The 15,660-nt window shown below is 70.0% G+C and carries 14 protein-coding genes; 3 read left to right on the forward strand and 11 right to left on the reverse strand.

Annotation, left to right across the window (positions count from 1 at the left end; translation table 11 throughout):
- Nucleotides 1–23 precede the first annotated feature (23 nt).
- A complete protein-coding gene (locus tag ACQPZZ_RS24315; RefSeq protein ID WP_432922393.1) occupies nucleotides 24–989 on the reverse strand; it encodes an acetylxylan esterase in 966 nt (321 codons plus the stop codon).
- A 329-nt stretch (nucleotides 990–1,318) separates the two neighbouring features.
- Here ACQPZZ_RS24315 and ACQPZZ_RS24320 point away from each other — a divergent pair, with 329 nt between their 5' ends.
- The 3 genes from ACQPZZ_RS24320 (at nucleotide 1,319) to ACQPZZ_RS24330 (ending at nucleotide 4,597) form a co-directional block, all read left to right on the forward strand.
- The gene (locus ACQPZZ_RS24320) at nucleotides 1,319–2,575 is read left to right on the forward strand and encodes an extracellular solute-binding protein (RefSeq protein ID WP_432922396.1); all 1,257 of its coding nucleotides are present in this window, start codon (nucleotides 1,319–1,321) and stop codon (nucleotides 2,573–2,575) included.
- Between the two features lie 154 nt (nucleotides 2,576–2,729).
- Complete coding sequence (locus ACQPZZ_RS24325) at nucleotides 2,730–3,644, forward strand: carbohydrate ABC transporter permease (protein WP_363641114.1); 915 nt, start codon at nucleotides 2,730–2,732, stop codon at nucleotides 3,642–3,644.
- Nucleotides 3,644–4,597, forward strand: coding sequence for a carbohydrate ABC transporter permease (locus tag ACQPZZ_RS24330; protein WP_432922399.1), 954 nt, complete (start codon nucleotides 3,644–3,646; stop codon nucleotides 4,595–4,597). The genes ACQPZZ_RS24325 and ACQPZZ_RS24330 overlap by 1 nt, the downstream gene beginning before the upstream one ends.
- Nucleotides 4,598–4,603: 6 nt before the next feature.
- Here ACQPZZ_RS24330 and ACQPZZ_RS24335 read toward each other — a convergent pair whose 3' ends face one another.
- From ACQPZZ_RS24335 to ACQPZZ_RS24380, 10 genes are all read right to left on the reverse strand, one after another.
- Nucleotides 4,604–6,415, reverse strand: coding sequence for an alpha/beta fold hydrolase (locus ACQPZZ_RS24335; RefSeq protein ID WP_432922402.1), 1,812 nt, complete (start codon nucleotides 6,413–6,415; stop codon nucleotides 4,604–4,606).
- A 306-nt stretch (nucleotides 6,416–6,721) separates the two neighbouring features.
- Nucleotides 6,722–8,269, reverse strand: coding sequence for a DEAD/DEAH box helicase (locus tag ACQPZZ_RS24340; RefSeq protein ID WP_432922405.1), 1,548 nt, complete (start codon nucleotides 8,267–8,269; stop codon nucleotides 6,722–6,724).
- A gap of 552 nt (nucleotides 8,270–8,821) precedes the next feature.
- Nucleotides 8,822–9,211 carry a metal-sulfur cluster assembly factor gene (locus ACQPZZ_RS24345; protein WP_432922408.1) on the reverse strand — a complete coding sequence of 130 codons (390 nt, stop codon included), beginning with the start codon at nucleotides 9,209–9,211 and terminating at the stop codon, nucleotides 8,822–8,824.
- A gap of 67 nt (nucleotides 9,212–9,278) precedes the next feature.
- Nucleotides 9,279–9,716 carry a Fe-S cluster assembly sulfur transfer protein SufU gene (gene sufU, locus ACQPZZ_RS24350; protein WP_363641106.1) on the reverse strand — a complete coding sequence of 146 codons (438 nt, stop codon included), beginning with the start codon at nucleotides 9,714–9,716 and terminating at the stop codon, nucleotides 9,279–9,281.
- 3 nt (nucleotides 9,717–9,719) lie between these two features.
- Nucleotides 9,720–10,982 (reverse strand): cysteine desulfurase, encoded by a 1,263-nt coding sequence (locus ACQPZZ_RS24355; RefSeq protein ID WP_432922411.1) that lies wholly within the window; start codon nucleotides 10,980–10,982, stop codon nucleotides 9,720–9,722.
- Nucleotides 10,982–11,734: a Fe-S cluster assembly ATPase SufC gene (gene sufC, locus ACQPZZ_RS24360; RefSeq protein ID WP_432922414.1), complete on the reverse strand. Its 753-nt coding sequence runs from the start codon at nucleotides 11,732–11,734 to the stop codon at nucleotides 10,982–10,984. The genes ACQPZZ_RS24355 and sufC overlap by 1 nt, the downstream gene beginning before the upstream one ends.
- Nucleotides 11,735–11,740: 6 nt before the next feature.
- The gene (locus ACQPZZ_RS24365) at nucleotides 11,741–12,070 is read right to left on the reverse strand and encodes a non-heme iron oxygenase ferredoxin subunit (RefSeq protein WP_346228942.1); all 330 of its coding nucleotides are present in this window, start codon (nucleotides 12,068–12,070) and stop codon (nucleotides 11,741–11,743) included.
- Nucleotides 12,067–13,191: a Fe-S cluster assembly protein SufD gene (sufD, locus tag ACQPZZ_RS24370; protein WP_363641100.1), complete on the reverse strand. Its 1,125-nt coding sequence runs from the start codon at nucleotides 13,189–13,191 to the stop codon at nucleotides 12,067–12,069. The genes ACQPZZ_RS24365 and sufD overlap by 4 nt, the downstream gene beginning before the upstream one ends.
- Complete coding sequence (gene sufB / locus ACQPZZ_RS24375) at nucleotides 13,191–14,603, reverse strand: Fe-S cluster assembly protein SufB (RefSeq protein WP_432922418.1); 1,413 nt, start codon at nucleotides 14,601–14,603, stop codon at nucleotides 13,191–13,193. Before sufB ends, sufD begins: the two co-directional genes overlap by 1 nt.
- On the reverse strand, nucleotides 14,600–15,412 hold the full coding sequence (locus tag ACQPZZ_RS24380) for a helix-turn-helix transcriptional regulator (RefSeq protein ID WP_432922421.1): 813 nt from the start codon (nucleotides 15,410–15,412) through the stop codon (nucleotides 14,600–14,602). The genes sufB and ACQPZZ_RS24380 overlap by 4 nt, the downstream gene beginning before the upstream one ends.
- Between the last annotated feature and the right edge of the window lie 248 nt (nucleotides 15,413–15,660).

Consider the following 15,660-nt stretch of genomic DNA (forward strand, 5'->3'; position numbering starts at 1 on the left):
GATCGGACCCCGCGAGATCGGGCTCAGCCGAGAATCTTCCTGGCCAGTCTCAGCTGCTCGAGCGCCTGCTGCGACTCACCGCCCTCATGGCCGTTGAACGGCCAGACCGTGATGTCCTTGGGTCCCGCGTAGTGGTTGTACGCCCCGAACACGGTCGAGGGCGGGGTGACGCCGTCGCGCAGGGCGACGGAGAACCGGGCGGGCGTACGGGCCCGTGCCGCGAAGTGCAGGCCGTCGAAGTAGTCGAGGGTCGCGAAGATCTCCTCGACCCGGGTCCTGTGGATGCCGCAGAACCGGCCCAGCTCGCCGTACGGGTCCTCGTCGGTGATCTCGACCGCGCGCCGGATGTCGCACATGAATGGCACGTTGACGAACGCGTAGGCGAGGTCCGGCACGAGCGCGGCGGCGGCCAGCGCCATGCCGCCGCCCTGGCTGCCGCCGGTCACCACGACGCGATCGGCGTCCACGCGGGGGTGCGACCTGGCCGCCTCGATCGCGCGTACGACGTCGGTGTAGAGCCGCCGGTAGTAGTAGTCGTCCCGGTCGAACACGCCCTGGGTGAGCTTGCCGGGGATCTGCGCGCCGTTGCCGCCGACGGGGTCGGGAGTGTCGCCGGAGCGCCAGGTGCCGCCCTGTCCGCGGGTGTCCATCACGAACGTCGCGTATCCGGCGGCCGGCCACAGCAGCCAGTCGTGCGGCCGGCCCCGGCCGCCGCCGTACCCGATGAACTCCACCACACACGGCAGCGGCCCCGGCGCGCCCGCCGGCGCGACGAACCATCCCTTTATCGGATGCCCGCCGAACCCCGCGAACGTCACGTCGGCCACGTCCATCAGCGCGAGTTCGGCCTCGTACGGCTCGAAGACGGGGTTCAGGCCGTGCGCACGGGCCTCGGCCAGTGTGCGGTCCCAGAAGGCGTCGAAATCGGCGGGCTCCCGGCGCTCGGGCAGGTACGCGCGCAACTGGTCGAGAGGCATGTCGACGAACATGGGGAACTCCCGTGGGTGATCGGCCTGGCTCGGGTTACGCCGCAAGGGTACACAAGTGCCTTGTTTCAGACCTCTGACCCGGTTAAGGGCGGTACACCACTGCTCTCTCTATTGCCGAGAACACTTCTGACCTGCAAGTAAGCCCCCATAACGGCGCGATGTCCGCATTGACGGAATGAAACACCCCCTTGAAACTAATCCGGTTTAGTGCTGGACTCTGCACCAATTCGAAGCGGGGGTGCGCCGCACCGGCACGGTCTCGCGGCGGGCCGCCTCTCGGGGGGCACGACATGTCAGTCGATCACTTTCCGTAGAGATCGGAGACGTTCATGCGACGAACGACGGCGGCCACCTGCGCCGCCCTGATCGCCGCCCTCGGCGCCGGCTGCGCGACAAGCGGCACGTCGGAGACCAAGCAGGCGGACGCGAACGCCCCCGCCGCCATCACGTGGTGGTCCACCGGGGGCGACGACGAGAGCGCGGCCTTCCAGAAGGCCGCCGACCTGTACACGAAGTCGCACCCCAATGTGACGATCAAGGTGCAGACGCTCGCCTGGGACGACGCGTACGCCAAGCTGCTCGCGGCCTCGACCAGCCGCAGCGGGCCCGACATCATCTCCGGCGGCATGACCTGGACCATCCAGTTCGGCCTGCGCGGCGGCATGGTGGACCTGCGCAAATACGGCGTCGAGCAACTCCAGGCCCAGGCGCAGCCCGCCCAGTGGAAGTCGGCCGTCTCCCCCGACGGCACCATTTACGGCATTCCGCTCGACATGTCCACCGAGGCGCTCTACTACCGGACCGACCTGCTGGACAAGGCGGGCATCAAGGAGCCGCCCAAGACCTGGGACGAGCTGACCGCCGACATCGAGCAGCTCAAGAAGTCGGGGGTCAAGACGCCGTTCAGCATCGACTGGGGCAACCTCGACTGGATCGGCTACTTCAACTTCCTCTACCAGGCCGGCGGCAGCTTCTACACGCCGGACTGCAAGCCCTCGCTGAACACCCCGCAGGCCGAGCGGGCGCTGTCGTACTGGATCGACCTGCACCGCAAGTACGGCGCGCCCACCGACACGATCACCACCTCCGACGCGCTGGGCACGGGCACCGCGATGGTCTACGGCGGCAACTGGAACGCCCTCGCCATCGACACCAGCAAGCCCGAGCTGAAGGGCAAGTGGGCGATCGCCCCCCTGCCGGCCGGCCCGGCGGCGCCCACGGCCTTCATCGGCGGCCGGGCCGTCGGGGTCACCTCCTACAGCAAGCACATCCAGCAGGCGGCGGACTTCGTCAAGTACCTCTACACCGACGAGGCCGTCGACGCGGTGACGGCGGAGTCGAAGGCCCGCAACGTCGCCTACGTCCCGCCCCGCCCGGACAAGGTCGCCGACTCCCCGTTCACGCCGGAGCACTCCGCGGTGTTCGCGGAGATCATCAAGACCGGCGCGGCGGCGCCCGGGTGTCCCGGCTGGGACGAGAGCGCGTCCGACGTGGCCAAGCAGTTCCAGGCCGCGATCCTCGGCAAGGCCGACGTGAAGACGGCCCTGGCCGAGGCCGCCAAGGTCATGGAGCGCAACGCCGGATAGCCGGGACGGCCGTGGCTCGCCGGTGACGCCTGACCCCTCACCGGCCGCGGCTTCCGTCCTCCACACCCGCCCGGGCCGGTGACACCTGACCTCTCACCGGCCCGGGTCCGCCCACGGTTTCCCTCCGACTGGAAACGACCCGACTGGAGACGACATGGCAATTCACGCCGCCGCGCCCCGGCGACGATGGCGCCGCTACGGCACCTCCTACCTGATGCTGCTGCCGTTCCTCGGCCTGTTCGCCGGTTTCCTGGTCTGGCCGCTGGCCAACTCGCTCTACCTCAGCTTCACGAAGTTCGACGGCGTGAACGCCCCGGAGTTCGAGGGGCTGGAGAACTTCCGGCATCTATTGTTCGACGACGACCGGTTCCGGCACGCCCTCGGCAACACGTTCCTGTACGTCGTGGCGTCCGTCGGGATCGGCACACTGCTGTCGCTCGGCCTCGCGCTGGCCTTCAGCGGATCGAGCTGGCCCCATCGCATCATGCGGACGATCTTCTTCCTGCCCTCGGTGACCTCGTCGATCGCGCTCATGCTGCTCTGGAAGTGGATTTTCAATCCGGGCGACTTCGGCCTGGCCAACACCGTCGCGAGCTGGTTCGGCGGCAGGGCCGTCGAATGGCTGGCCACCCCCGGGCTCACGATCCCGATCCTCGTGCTCATGTCGGTGTGGGGCGGGATGGGCTACGGCATGGTCCTGTACGTCGCCGGGCTCAACACGATCCCGCAGGAGTACTACGAGGCGGCCCGCATCGACGGCGCCGGCACCTGGCAGCAGTTCCGCCGGGTGACGCTGCCGCTGCTGCGCCCGGTCACCACCTACGTGGTCGTGACCGGTCTCATCGGGGCCTTCCAGGTCTTCGAAGCCGTCTACATCGTGTTCCGGGGCACCAACAACATCGGCGGTGTGCTCGACTCCGGCCTGATGATCGTGCCCTACCTCTACGACCAGGGCTTCACGCATTTCAAGCTCGGTTACGCATCGGCGATCGCGTGGGTGCTCTTCCTGATCATCTTCGCCCTCAGCATGGTCAACCTCCGCATCGGCCGCGCCCTGAAGGAGCTGTGATGGCCGTCGCCCCCACGACCGCACCGATCGTCACCGGCCCCGCCGCGCCCCGGCGGGCGCCTGCCGGGGCGCGCACCACCTGGCGGAACCACCTGCTGCGCCTGCCGTTCTACCTGCTGTCGCTCACCATGGTCGCGCCGTTCTACTGGATGCTGATCACGGTGTTCAAGCCGGTGACGGAGTTGAACCGGCAACCCCCGTCGTTCGTGCCCGAGCATCCCACGCTGAGCAACTTCTACGACCCCGGCTACTCCCCCGCCCGGGTCAACCCGGGCCACCTCCAGGGCATCTTCCAGCGGTTCCAGGTGGACTTCGGGTTCGCCCGTTTCATGTTCAACAGTCTGGTGATCACCGTCGCGATCACGGCCGGGTCGCTGCTGATCGCCTCGCTGGCGGCGTACGTGATCACCAAGCACCGCGTGCCGGGGCGACGGCTCATCTTCCTGCTGATCGTCGCCTCGATGATGGTGCCCTGGCAGACCACCCTGGTGCCGAACTACGTCATCATGCGCAACCTGGGCTGGCTGGACACCTACCAGGGCTACATCGTCCCGGCGCTGGCCAAGGCGTTCGTGCTGTTCTTCCTGGTGCAGTTCCTCCACTCGATCCCGGACGAGCTCATCCAGGCCGCCCGGGTCGACGGCGCCGGAGAGTGGCGCATCTGGTGGCGGATCGTGCTGCCGCTGCTGCGCCCGGCCCTCGCCGCGATGTCGATCTTCATCGTGCTCGCGGAGTGGAACAACTTCCTCTGGCCGCTGATCATCGTGCAGAGCGACGAGATGGCGAACATCCCTGTCGCGCTGGCCCGACTCAACTCCTACTTCACGGGCGCGCAGCACCAGGGGGCGATCATGGCGGGCGGCATGCTCGCCTCCCTGCCGTCGATCGCCTTCTTCCTCGCCTTCCAGCGCTACTTCACCCGGGGGATCGTGCTGAGCGGCATCAAGGGCTGAGTGGTCTCACGGGCTGAGCGGTCTCACGGGCGGAACGGCGGACGCGCCGGGGGAGGCGTTCCAGGCAGCGGCTCGGGCCACCTCCTCCGGGTGCGTCAGCTGGGGGTGGTGGCCCGCGCCGTCGACGACCGTCACGGTGGCCCGTGGAAGAGCGTCGGCGAAGGCTCGTCCTTCCGGGCTGAGCGGGTCGTGGGAGCCCACGACGACGTGCACGTGCCCGGGGTACCGCGCCAGCTCGGCCCGCAGCCTCGCCCGCCACCGCGGTGACGCCGTGGCCGCCAGGAGGCGGGCGGCGGTGGCGGCTGCGCCGCGGCGCAGATCCGCCACGCTCGATTCGAGGGCGGGCGCGTGGGCCGGATCCCCCGTGAGCCGCTCGGCCAGCGCGTGGGAGGACACCCGGCCGAGGTACCGGCGGGCCAGGAGCCGGGGGATGGGAGCGGGGCGTGCCTGGAGGAAGAACGGCGCCACGAGCGTGAGCCGGTCCACCGCGCCGGGATGGGCGGCCGCCGCCTCGACCGCGGCCGCGGCGCCGATGGAGTGACCGATCAGGTGACGCGCGCCGGTCTCGGTCACGAGGGCGGCCAGCCACGACGGCCAGTCGTCGTGGTGTCCCGCGCTCATTCCGAGCCCCGGCAGGTCGGCGGCGCGGGCGCGGCCCATCGCCGCGACGACCGGCGCCCATGTGTCGGCGTTGACCGGCAGTCCCGGCAGCACCACCGTGGGCGCGCCCGGTTCGCCGGTCTCGAACGTCCGTACCCCGCCCGGGTGGGTGAACCGCCTGCCGCGGGCCGGAGCGTCCCCGAAGCGGCTCGCCGCCAGGTCGTCGGCCCAGCGGCGGATCGTCGTGACGGTGTCCGGCATGACCAGCCCGTGACGGGCGGCGAAGGCCCGCGCCGAACCGGTGGGATAGCGGTCGCCCGACAGGAACGTCAGCGTCTCGGGATCGGCCTTCGTGAGCCGGCGGGGCAGGCGCTTGACCAGTGCCACCGGAACCCGCACACGGGGCGCCTTGACCCGGTAGTGCTCCGCGACGAGCGCGAGCAGGCCGGGCAGCGCGGGCGTCTCGTCGTCCAGCAGCCAGTAGGAGGCGCGCTCGGCGGTCCCGTCGACCGGCAGCAGGGTCATGAACCGGGCGAGATAGTCGACCGCCACGACGGGCACGAACGTCCGCGCGTCCCCGGGAATCGCCGGGAGACCGCCCTGCCAGAGGTCGCGCAGGGTCGTCGCGAGCCCGAGATACTGACCGGCCTCGCCGGTGGCGCTGTCGCCGATCACGCTGGCGGGGTTGACGATCGACCAGGGCACGCCCAGCCGCTCCGCCTCGGCCTGGAAGACGGCGTCCGCCTCCGCCTTGGACGCCTCGTACGCGCCCAGAGTGCGGTAGGCCTCCCGCCGCCGTTCCTCGGTCCAGGGACGGGGATCCTGTCCGCCCACGCGGTATCCCGAGACGTGGACGAGGCGGCGCAGACGCGGCAGCCGCGCCGCGAAGGCGACGACCGCGCGGACACTCCCGACGTTGGCACGGCGGGCCTCGTCCGCCGGCATGCCGAACCGGTAGGCGCCGGCGCAGTTGTAGATCTCCGTCACACCGTCGCACTCGCCCTCGATCGGCGACGGCCCGGTGAAATCGACCCGCAGGTCCGCCGGGGGTTCGTCGTGCCCGTGCTCGGCGAGCCAGTGGGCGAGCCTCCGGAAGGACTCGTGGCTCCGGCTGGCCGTGCTCACCCGGACGCCGGCCCGGCCGAGTGCGAGAACCAGGTGGCGTCCGACGAACCCGGTCGCCCCCAGGACCAGTGCGTGCCGGTCCGCGGCGCTCACGGCGACACCCCCGTGCCCGTGCCGCTGTGGCCCTGCCGCTGCACCGGTTCGGGCACCGGCGTCACAAGCCGCGCGCCGATCCCGGTTGTTGTTCCGATCACGAGGACACAATAGACCGGTCTATATAGTTAGAGTCAAGCCAGTGCCCTGAAGCACGCTCGGGCGGGCGCCGGTTCCTCACGCCGTGCGAAGTAGAGGACGAGGCGACTGAGAACGAGGGCGTGGGACGGCACAATCGGCCCCACACGCCACCGGGCCGCCCATACGGACGGCCCGGTGGTGGAGAAACGTGAAAAACGGGGTGGATCAGCGGCCGGTGAAGCGGCGTCCGCGGCCGCCACGGCCGCCTTCGCCCGCGCCGTACCCGGCCTGCCCGCCGGCGTGGCCGCGGTGGTGACCGCCGCCCCGCCCTCCTCGGGACTCGCCGCGGCCGTCGGCGCGGCCGTCGCCGGCCCACGCCACACTCGGCCGCTCGCCCTGGTCGGACCACCTGCGCCGGGCCTCGCCCTCGCCGGGGCGGTCACCGGGGCGGTCGCCGCCGCGGGGACGGTCGCCGAAGCGCCGGGAACGGCCGCGCGGCTTGTCGTCGCGCGGCCTGTCATCCCGCCTGGGCCGCAGCGGCGCGCGCACGTCGGGCTCCCACACGGGCACGGACGCGCCGCTCGGCCGCCGGGCCCCGGCGATCTCGGCCAGGATCGGGTCGCCCGGCGCCACCCGGTGCCGTGACGCGGTGACCCCGGCCTTTCGGGTCATCGACTCGGTGGAGCGCCGCTCACTCGGCAGCACCAGCGTCAGCACCACGCCGCGCTCGCCCGCACGTGCCGTGCGGCCGCCCCGGTGCAGGTAGCTCTTGTGGTCGGCGGGCGGATCCACGTGCAGCACCAGGCTGACGTCGTCGACGTGGATGCCGCGTGCCGCGACGTCCGTGCACACGAGCACCCCGATGTCGCCCTGACGGAACCCGTCGAGGATGCGGGTGCGCTGGTTCTGCCGCTTGCCGCCGTGCAGGCCGCCCGCGCGGACGCCCGCCCGGGCGAGTTGCTTGACGATGCGGTCGACACCGTGCTGGGTGCGTACGAACATGATCGTACGGCCGCCCCGGTTGGCGATCTCCGCCGTCACGTCCGCCTTGTCGTCGCGCTGCACCTGGAGCAGGTGGTGCTCCATCGTCTCGACCGGGGAGGTGGCCGGGTCCAGCGAGTGGACCACCGGGTCGGTCAGGAAGCGCTGGACCAGCGTGTCCACATCGCCGTCGAGGGTCGCGGAGAACAGCAGACGCTGACCGTCGGCGGGCGTGCGGGCGAGCAGCGCGCTCACCACGGGGAGGAAGCCGAGGTCGCACATGTGGTCGGCCTCGTCGAGGACGGTGATCTCGATGTCGTCCAGCGCGCAGGCGCCCTGCTCGATCAGGTCGGTGAGGCGGCCGGGCGTGGCGACCACGATCTCGACCCCCCGGCGCAGGTCTTCGATCTGGCGGCCCATCGGCATGCCGCCGACGACCGTCCTGGTGCGCAACGACAGCCCCCGGCCGAGCGGCTCGATGGTGGCGGCCACCTGGAACGCGAGTTCGCGGGTCGGCACCAGGACGAGGGCGCGGGGCCGCCGCGGCGCCGCCTTCTCCCCCGCGAGCCTGGCCAGCGTGGGCAGGCCGAAGGCGAGGGTCTTGCCGGAGCCGGTCCGGCCACGGCCCAGGACGTCCATCCCGGCGAGGATGTCGGGAATCGCCGCACTCTGGATCGGGAACGGCGTGGTGATGCCCTGCCGGGCAAGCCCTGTCACGAGCGGTCTGGGCAGCCCCAGCGCCGCGAACTCGGCGGAGGTCGTCGTGCCCTCGCCAAGGTCAGAGATGGTCACGTAATCGTGCCTTTCGAAGAAAGACGTGCCGGAACACGCGGGCGCGTCACTTCTGCGAAAGGACGAGCCAGGTCAGGCACGGCAGGCGTGCCGTGCCAATAGGGCGGGCCGGAGACAGCGGCGGCCTGCGCCCGCAGATGCCGTGAGTATGCGTCCCGCAGATGTGCAGACCGCCGGGCGGCGGCTCTCACGGACGCCTTTCACTCACGTCGCAAAAGGAAGAGCAAAGAACAACTGTACGGCATTCCCGCACAACTCATCCCCGCCACCGCGCCGACCACCGTGATCGCGCAGCTTGGCGCAGACCACGCGGCCGGCCTGCGATCGAACCCGCCGTGATCGTGCAGTTTGCCGCACATCATGCTCGTGACCCGGGCACAAACACGCCGTGATCCTGCAGTTCATCGCAGCATTCCCTGTCCGGCCCGCATCTTCGCCCGTGCGACTGCACGATCACGAACAGGGTTCACCCAGGCAGGCCGGCGCAGGCGACTGCGACAAATTAAAAAATCACGGCAAGGGGTCGTTGCGGCGTGGGGAGGCGAAGGACGATCAGACGTTGAAGCCGAGCATCCTGAGCTGGTCGCGGCCCTCGTCGGTGATCTTGTCCGGGCCCCACGGCGGCAGCCACACCCAGTTGATGACCACGCTGGAGACCAGGTCGGCGAGCGCCGAGTTGGCCTGGTCCTCGATCACGTCGGTCAGCGGGCAGGCGGCGCTGGTCAGCGTCATGTCGATGGTGGCGATCGGCCGCTCACCCTCGCCGGCCGGGTCGAGGTTGACGCCGTACACGAGGCCGAGGTCCACCACGTTGATCCCCAGCTCGGGGTCCACGACGTCCTTCAGCGCCTCGAGCACGTCGTCGAGGGAGCTCTCCCCGTCGTAGGTTCCGGTCGCCGCCTCGGTCGCGGTTCCCGTCGGGGTCTCGGTCGGCTTGCTCACGTCGTCTCCTCACCTCGCGGCGCCCGCGGCGCGGCGCCGTACTTCCCAACACGGCGGAGGCCGCCGGTCATCCCTGGCTCCTCATGAGCGCGTCCTTGTAGGCCATCCAGGCCAGCAGCGCGCACTTGACGCGGGCGGGGAACTTCGCCACCCCGGCGAACGCCACCGCGTCGCCCAGCACGTCCTCGTCGGGCTCCACCTGACCCCTGCCCTGCATGAGCCGGGTGAACTCCTCCACCACCGACAGCGACTCCTCCACCGTGGAACCGGTGGCGAGCTCGTGCAGCACGGAGGCGGCGGCCTGGCTGATGGAGCAGCCCTGGCCGTCGTAGGACACGTCGAGCACCTTGCCGCCGTCGGCCACCTTCACCCGCAGCGTCAGCTCGTCGCCGCAGGTGGGGTTGACGTGGTGCACCTCCGCGTCGTACGGCTCACGCAGGCCCCGGCCCTGGGGATGCTTGTAGTGCTCCAGGATCAGCTCCTGGTACATGGATTCACCGATCATGGCTCAGCCGAACACCTTCTGCACGTGGTGGAGGCCGCGGACCAGTGCGTCGATCTCGGCCGTCGTGTTGTACAGGTAGAAAGACGCCCGCGTGGTCGCCGGAATTCCGAACCTGAGGTGGAGCGGCCGGGCGCAGTGATGACCTACCCGGACGGCGATCCCGTACACGTCGTCGAGGATCTGCCCCACGTCGTGCGGGTGGATCCCTTCGAGCGTGAACGAGATCGTGCCGCCGCGGGCGATGGGCGTGCGCGGGCCGATGATCCTGAGCCCGGGGACCTCCGGCAGCGCCTCCAGCGCGTACGCGACCAGCTCCTTCTCGTGCGCCTTGATCTGGTCCATGCCGACGGCGGTGAGGTAGTCGACCGCGGCGCCGAGGCCGATCGCCTCGACGATGGGCGGCGTCCCCGCCTCGAACTTGTGCGGCACCGGCGCGTACGTCGAGCGGTCCATCCAGACCGCCTCGATCATCTCGCCGCCGCCGAGGAACGGCGGCATGGCGTCGAGCAGCTCGCGGCGGCCCCACAGCACGCCGATGCCGGACGGCCCGGCCATCTTGTGGCCGGTGAACGCGACGAAGTCGACGCCCAGCCCGGTCACGTCAACGGGCTGGTGGGGCACCGACTGCGACGCGTCGAGCATCATCAGCGCGCCGACCTCGCGCACGCGGGCCAGGACCGGCGAGACCGAGTTGACCGTGCCGAGCACGTTCGACTGGTGGGCGATCGAGACGATCTTCGTGCGCTCGTTGACCAGCTCCTCCAGGCCGCCGATGTCGAGGCGGCCCTCGTCGGTCACGGGGAACCAGCGCAGCGTCGCGCCGGTCCGCTGCGCGAGCAGCTGCCACGGCACGATGTTGGAGTGGTGCTCCATCTCCGAGATGACGATCTCGTCGCCGGGGCCGAGCCGGAACCGCTCGTCCTCGCCGATGGGGTTGCCGAAGGCGTACGCCACGAGGTTGAGGGCCTCGGAGGCGTTCTTGGTGAAGACGATCTCGTCGCGCGACGGGGCCTGCACGAATGCGGCGATCTTGTCGCGCGCCGCCTCGTACGCCTCGGTCGACTCGCTGCCCAGCACGTGCAGCGCCCGGCCGACGTTGCCGTAGTGCCAGGTCAGGTGGTCGCGCATGGTCTCGACCACCTGGGTCGGCTTCTGGGAGGAGTTGCCGGAGTCGAGGTAGACCAGCGACCTGCCTCCGGGAAGTTCGCGGCCGAGGACCGGGAAGTCCTTCCTGATCCTCTCCACGTCGAAGCCGGGCGCACTCATCAGGCGGACGCCGCCTTCGCCGTGTACGCCTCGTAGCCCTCGGACTCCAGCTTGTCGGCCAGCTCGGGGCCGCCCTCCTCCACCACGCGCCCGCCGGCGAAGACGTGGACGAAGTCCGGCTTCACGTAGCGCAGGATGCGGGTGTAGTGGGTGATCAGCAGCACGCCGGTGTCACCGGAGGCGCGGAACCGGTTGATGCCCTCGGACACGACGCGCAGGGCGTCGACGTCGAGGCCGGAGTCGGTCTCGTCCAGCACCGCGATCTTGGGCTTGAGCAGCTCCAGCTGGAGGATCTCGTGGCGCTTCTTCTCGCCGCCGGAGAAGCCCTCGTTGGTGTTGCGCTGCGCGAAGGCCGGGTCGATGGACAGCGCCTCCATGCCCCCCTTCAGCTCCTTGGCGAAGTCGCGCAGCTTGGGCGCCTCGCCCCGGACCGCGGTGATCGCCGAACGCAGGAAGTTCGACACGGTGACGCCGGGGACCTCGACCGGGTACTGCATGGCCAGGAAGAGGCCGGCGCGGGCGCGCTCGTCCACCGACATCTCCAGCAGGTCCTCGCCGTCGAGCAGCACGGAACCGGAGGTGATGGTGTACTTCGGGTGACCGGCGACGGCGTACGCCAGCGTGGACTTGCCCGAGCCGTTGGGGCCCATGATGGCGTGCGTCTCACCGCTGCGGACCGTCAGGTCGACGCCGCGCAGGATCTCCTTGTCGCCCACGGCGACGTGCAGGTCACGAATCTCAAGAGTGGACACGAGTATTTACTCCTTCGAGAGCGAGACGTACACGTCGTCGCCTTCGATCTTGACACGGTAGACGTTGACGGGCCTGGTCGCGGGCGGCCCGGTGGGCTTGCCGCTGCGCAGGTCGAAACAGGAGCCGTGGAGCCAGCATTCCAGGGTGTGGTCGTAGACCTCGCCCTCGCTGAGCCGCACCTCGGCGTGGGAGCACACGTCGTGCAGGGCGAAGACCTCGCCGCCGGTCCTGACCAGGGCGACGGGCGTCTCACCGACCTCCAGGCCGATGACGCCGCCGTCGGGGATGTCCCCGACCTGGCAGACCTTCTCCCAGTGGGCGATCTCGGAGCTCATCGGGCCAGCTCCGCCTCGACCGCGGACAGGACGCGCTCGCGGATCTCCGGCACCTCGATCTTCTCCAGCAGCTGGGCGAAGAAGCCGTGGATGACCAGGCGGCGCGCCTCGTCGAACGGGATGCCGCGGGCCTGCAGGTAGAAGATGTGCTCGTCGTCGAGACGGCCGGAGGCGGACGCGTGTCCCGCTCCCGCGACCTCGCCGGTGAGGATCTCCAGGTTCGGCACCGAGTCGGCGCGGGCGCCGTCGGTGAGGATGAGGTTGCGGTTCAGCTCGTAGGTGTCGGTGCCCTCGGCCTCGGCCCGGATGATCACATCCCCGATCCAGACCGCGTGGGCGCCGTCGCCCTGCAGCGCGCCCTTGTAGGTCACGTTGCTGCGGCAGTTGGGCACGCTGTGGTCCACCAGCAGGCGGTGCTCCAGGTGCTGGCCCGCGTCAACGAAGTACAGCCCGGTCAGGTCGGCGTCGCCGCCGGGGGCGGTGTACGACACCGAGGGCGACAGCCGAACTAGGTCGCCGCCGAGGGTGACCACGAACGAGCGGAACGTCGCGTCCTTGCCGAGGCGCGCGTGGTGGTGGGAGACGTGCACGGCGTCGTCGTCCCAGTCCTGCAGGCTGACCACCTTGAGCGTCGCGCCCTCGGCCACGTCGAACTCGACGTTGTCGGCGTAGACGGCGCTGCCGCGGTGGTCCAGGACCAGCACGGCCTCGGCCATCGGCTCGACGGACACGAGGATGTGCCCGTACGCGGCCGCGCCGGCGCCGGACCCCCGCAGGTTGATCACGGTGGGCCGGGAGGCGGCCGTCATCTTCGGCACCGTGACGACGGTGGCCTTCTCGAACGACGAGTACGCCTGCGCGCTGACCCGGTCGGCCGGCGTGTAGGCCTTGCCGAGCCGGGCGTCGTCGCGGCCGACGGTCTCGACGCGCACCTCGGGCGCCGCCTCGACGTCCACCACGACGCCGCCGGTGACGGCGGCGGTGCCGTTGTGCAGCCCCTTCAGCCGCGACAGCGGCGTGAAGCGCCACTCCTCCTCGCGGCCCGTCGGCACCGGGAAGTCCGCCACGTCGTACGACGCCTTCTCATGCAGCGTCGACAGCGGTTTGGTCTCCAGGCCCATCAGCCGACCGCTCCTTCCATCTGCAGCTCGATCAGTCGGTTGAGCTCCAGGGCGTATTCCATGGGCAGCTCGCGGGCGATCGGCTCGACGAAGCCGCGCACGATCATGGCCATCGCCTCGTCCTCGCCGAGGCCGCGGCTCATCAGGTAGAACAGCTGGTCCTCCGACACCTTGGACACCGTGGCCTCGTGGCCCATCGACACGTCGTCCTCGCGGACGTCGACGTACGGGTAGGTGTCGGACCGGCTGATCTGGTCGACCAGCAGCGCGTCGCACTTGACGGTCGAGGCCGAGCCGGCCGCGCCCTCGTCGATCTGCACCAGGCCGCGGTAGGACGTGCGGCCGCCGCCGCGCGCGACGGACTTGGAGATGATCGTCGAGGAGGTCTTCGGCGCGAGGTGCACCATCTTGGCGCCCGCGTCCTGGTGCTGGCCCTCGCCCGCGAAGGCGACCGACAGCGTCTCGCCCTTGGCGTGCTCGCCCATGAGGTAGACGGCCGGGTACTTCATCGTGACCTTGGAGCCGATGTTGCCGTCGATCCACTCCATGGTCGCGCCCTCGTACGCCACGGCGCGCTTGGTGACCAGGTTGTAGACGTTGTTCGACCAGTTCTGGATCGTCGTGTAACGGCAGCGGGCGCCCTTCTTCACGACGATCTCGACGACCGCCGAGTGCAGCGAGTCGGACGAGTAGATCGGCGCGGTGCAGCCCTCGACGTAGTGGACGTAGGAGTTCTCGTCCACGACGATCAGCGTCCGCTCGAACTGGCCCATGTTCTCGGTGTTGATCCGGAAGTAGGCCTGCAGCGGGATCTCGACGTTCACGTTCGGCGGCACGTAGATGAACGAGCCACCGGACCACACGGAGGTGTTGAGCGCGGCGAACTTGTTGTCGCCGACCGGGATCACCGTGCCGAAGTACTCCTTGAAGAGCTCCTCGTGCTCGCGCAGGCCGGTGTCGGTGTCGACGAAAATGACGCCCTTCTCCTCGAGGTCCTCACGGATCTTGTGGTAGACGACCTCGGACTCGTACTGGGCGGCGACACCGGCGATGAGGCGCTGCTTCTCCGCCTCCGGGATGCCGAGCTTGTCGTAGGTGTTCTTGATGTCCGGGGGCAGCTCGTCCCAGGAGGCGGCCTGCTTCTCGGTGGAGCGGACGAAGTACTTGATGTTGTCGAAGTCGATGCCCGTGAGGTCGGAGCCCCAGGTCGGCAGCGGCTTCTTCTCGAACAGCCGAAGGCCCTTGAGGCGCAGGTCGAGCATCCACTCCGGCTCGTTCTTGAGCGCGGAGATGTTGCGGACGACCTCTTCGGACAGCCCACGACGGGCCGTGGCCCCCGCCACGTCCGTGTCGGCCCAGCCGAACTTGTAATTCCCGAGGCCTTCCAGCTCCGGGCGGTCGGTGACAGTCACCTTCCGGACTCCTTGCTCGTCGATGTACTCGAAAGATCTGCGGTCGATAGATCGGCACGCGCGTGCCGTGCGGCGAGCGCGTGTGAACTCACATGGGTGGTGCAGACCCCGTCGCCGTTGGCGATCGTGGCCAGCCGCTGCACCGGGGTGCCGAGCAGCCGGGCGAACGCCTCGGTCTCCGCCTCGCACAGCTGCGGGAACTGTGCCGCGACGTGCGCGACCGGGCAGTGGTGCTGGCACAGCTGCTCGCCGCCCTTGCCGGTGGCGGACGCCGACGCCGCGTAACCCTCCGCGGACAGCGCCTCGGCCAGCACCCGGATCCGCTGCTCGGCCGGGACCTCGCGCATCAGCGCCTCGAGCCGGCCGACCAGCCCGGACACCTGCGCCCGCGCGAACTCCGACACCGCCTCGCCGCCCAGACGCTCGGCCAGGAAGCGCAGCGCGCTGCCGGCGAGGTCGTCGTAGGCGTGGACGAAGGCGCTGCGGCCCGCGTCGGTGATGGCGAACATCTTCGCCGGCCTGCCGCGCCCTCGCTGGCCGCGCGGGCGGGCCGTACGGGGTTCTATCATGCCTTCGGCCAGCAGCGCGTCGAGGTGACGGCGCACCGCGGCCGGCGTCAGCCCGAGCCGCTCGCCGAGCGCGGCGGCGGTCACCGGGCCGTGCTCCAGGATGAGCCGCGCCACCCTGGCGCGGGTCCCGCGCTCGGCACCGATGTCCTTGTTGACGACGTCCCTGTGCGCAGGGGATGCCGGAACGGGCCGCGTCACCACGGCCTTCTCGGCGTCCTGCTTCCCCTGCACGTATTTCACAACATCAGTGTGCCGTAATTCCTTCCCTGGCGACAAACCCAAGGTGAGGTCGATGGGGATGCAATTTCTCACGCAGGCAAGGCTTACCTAACCTGGCCTGACGACAGTTTTCCGCATCCTTTACCGCCATGGGCTGGAATAGCGGCACTCGCCGACGAGGGCGCGCTCGCCGCTCCCTAGACTCGATGCCGTCGGCGATTGACCAGAGCGACCGCGTCCGGCCGGCTCTGGCGGTCGATCCTGCGAGG

The organism is Microbispora sp. CA-135349, from assembly GCF_050947365.1.
Lineage (GTDB): Bacteria > Actinomycetota > Actinomycetes > Streptosporangiales > Streptosporangiaceae > Microbispora.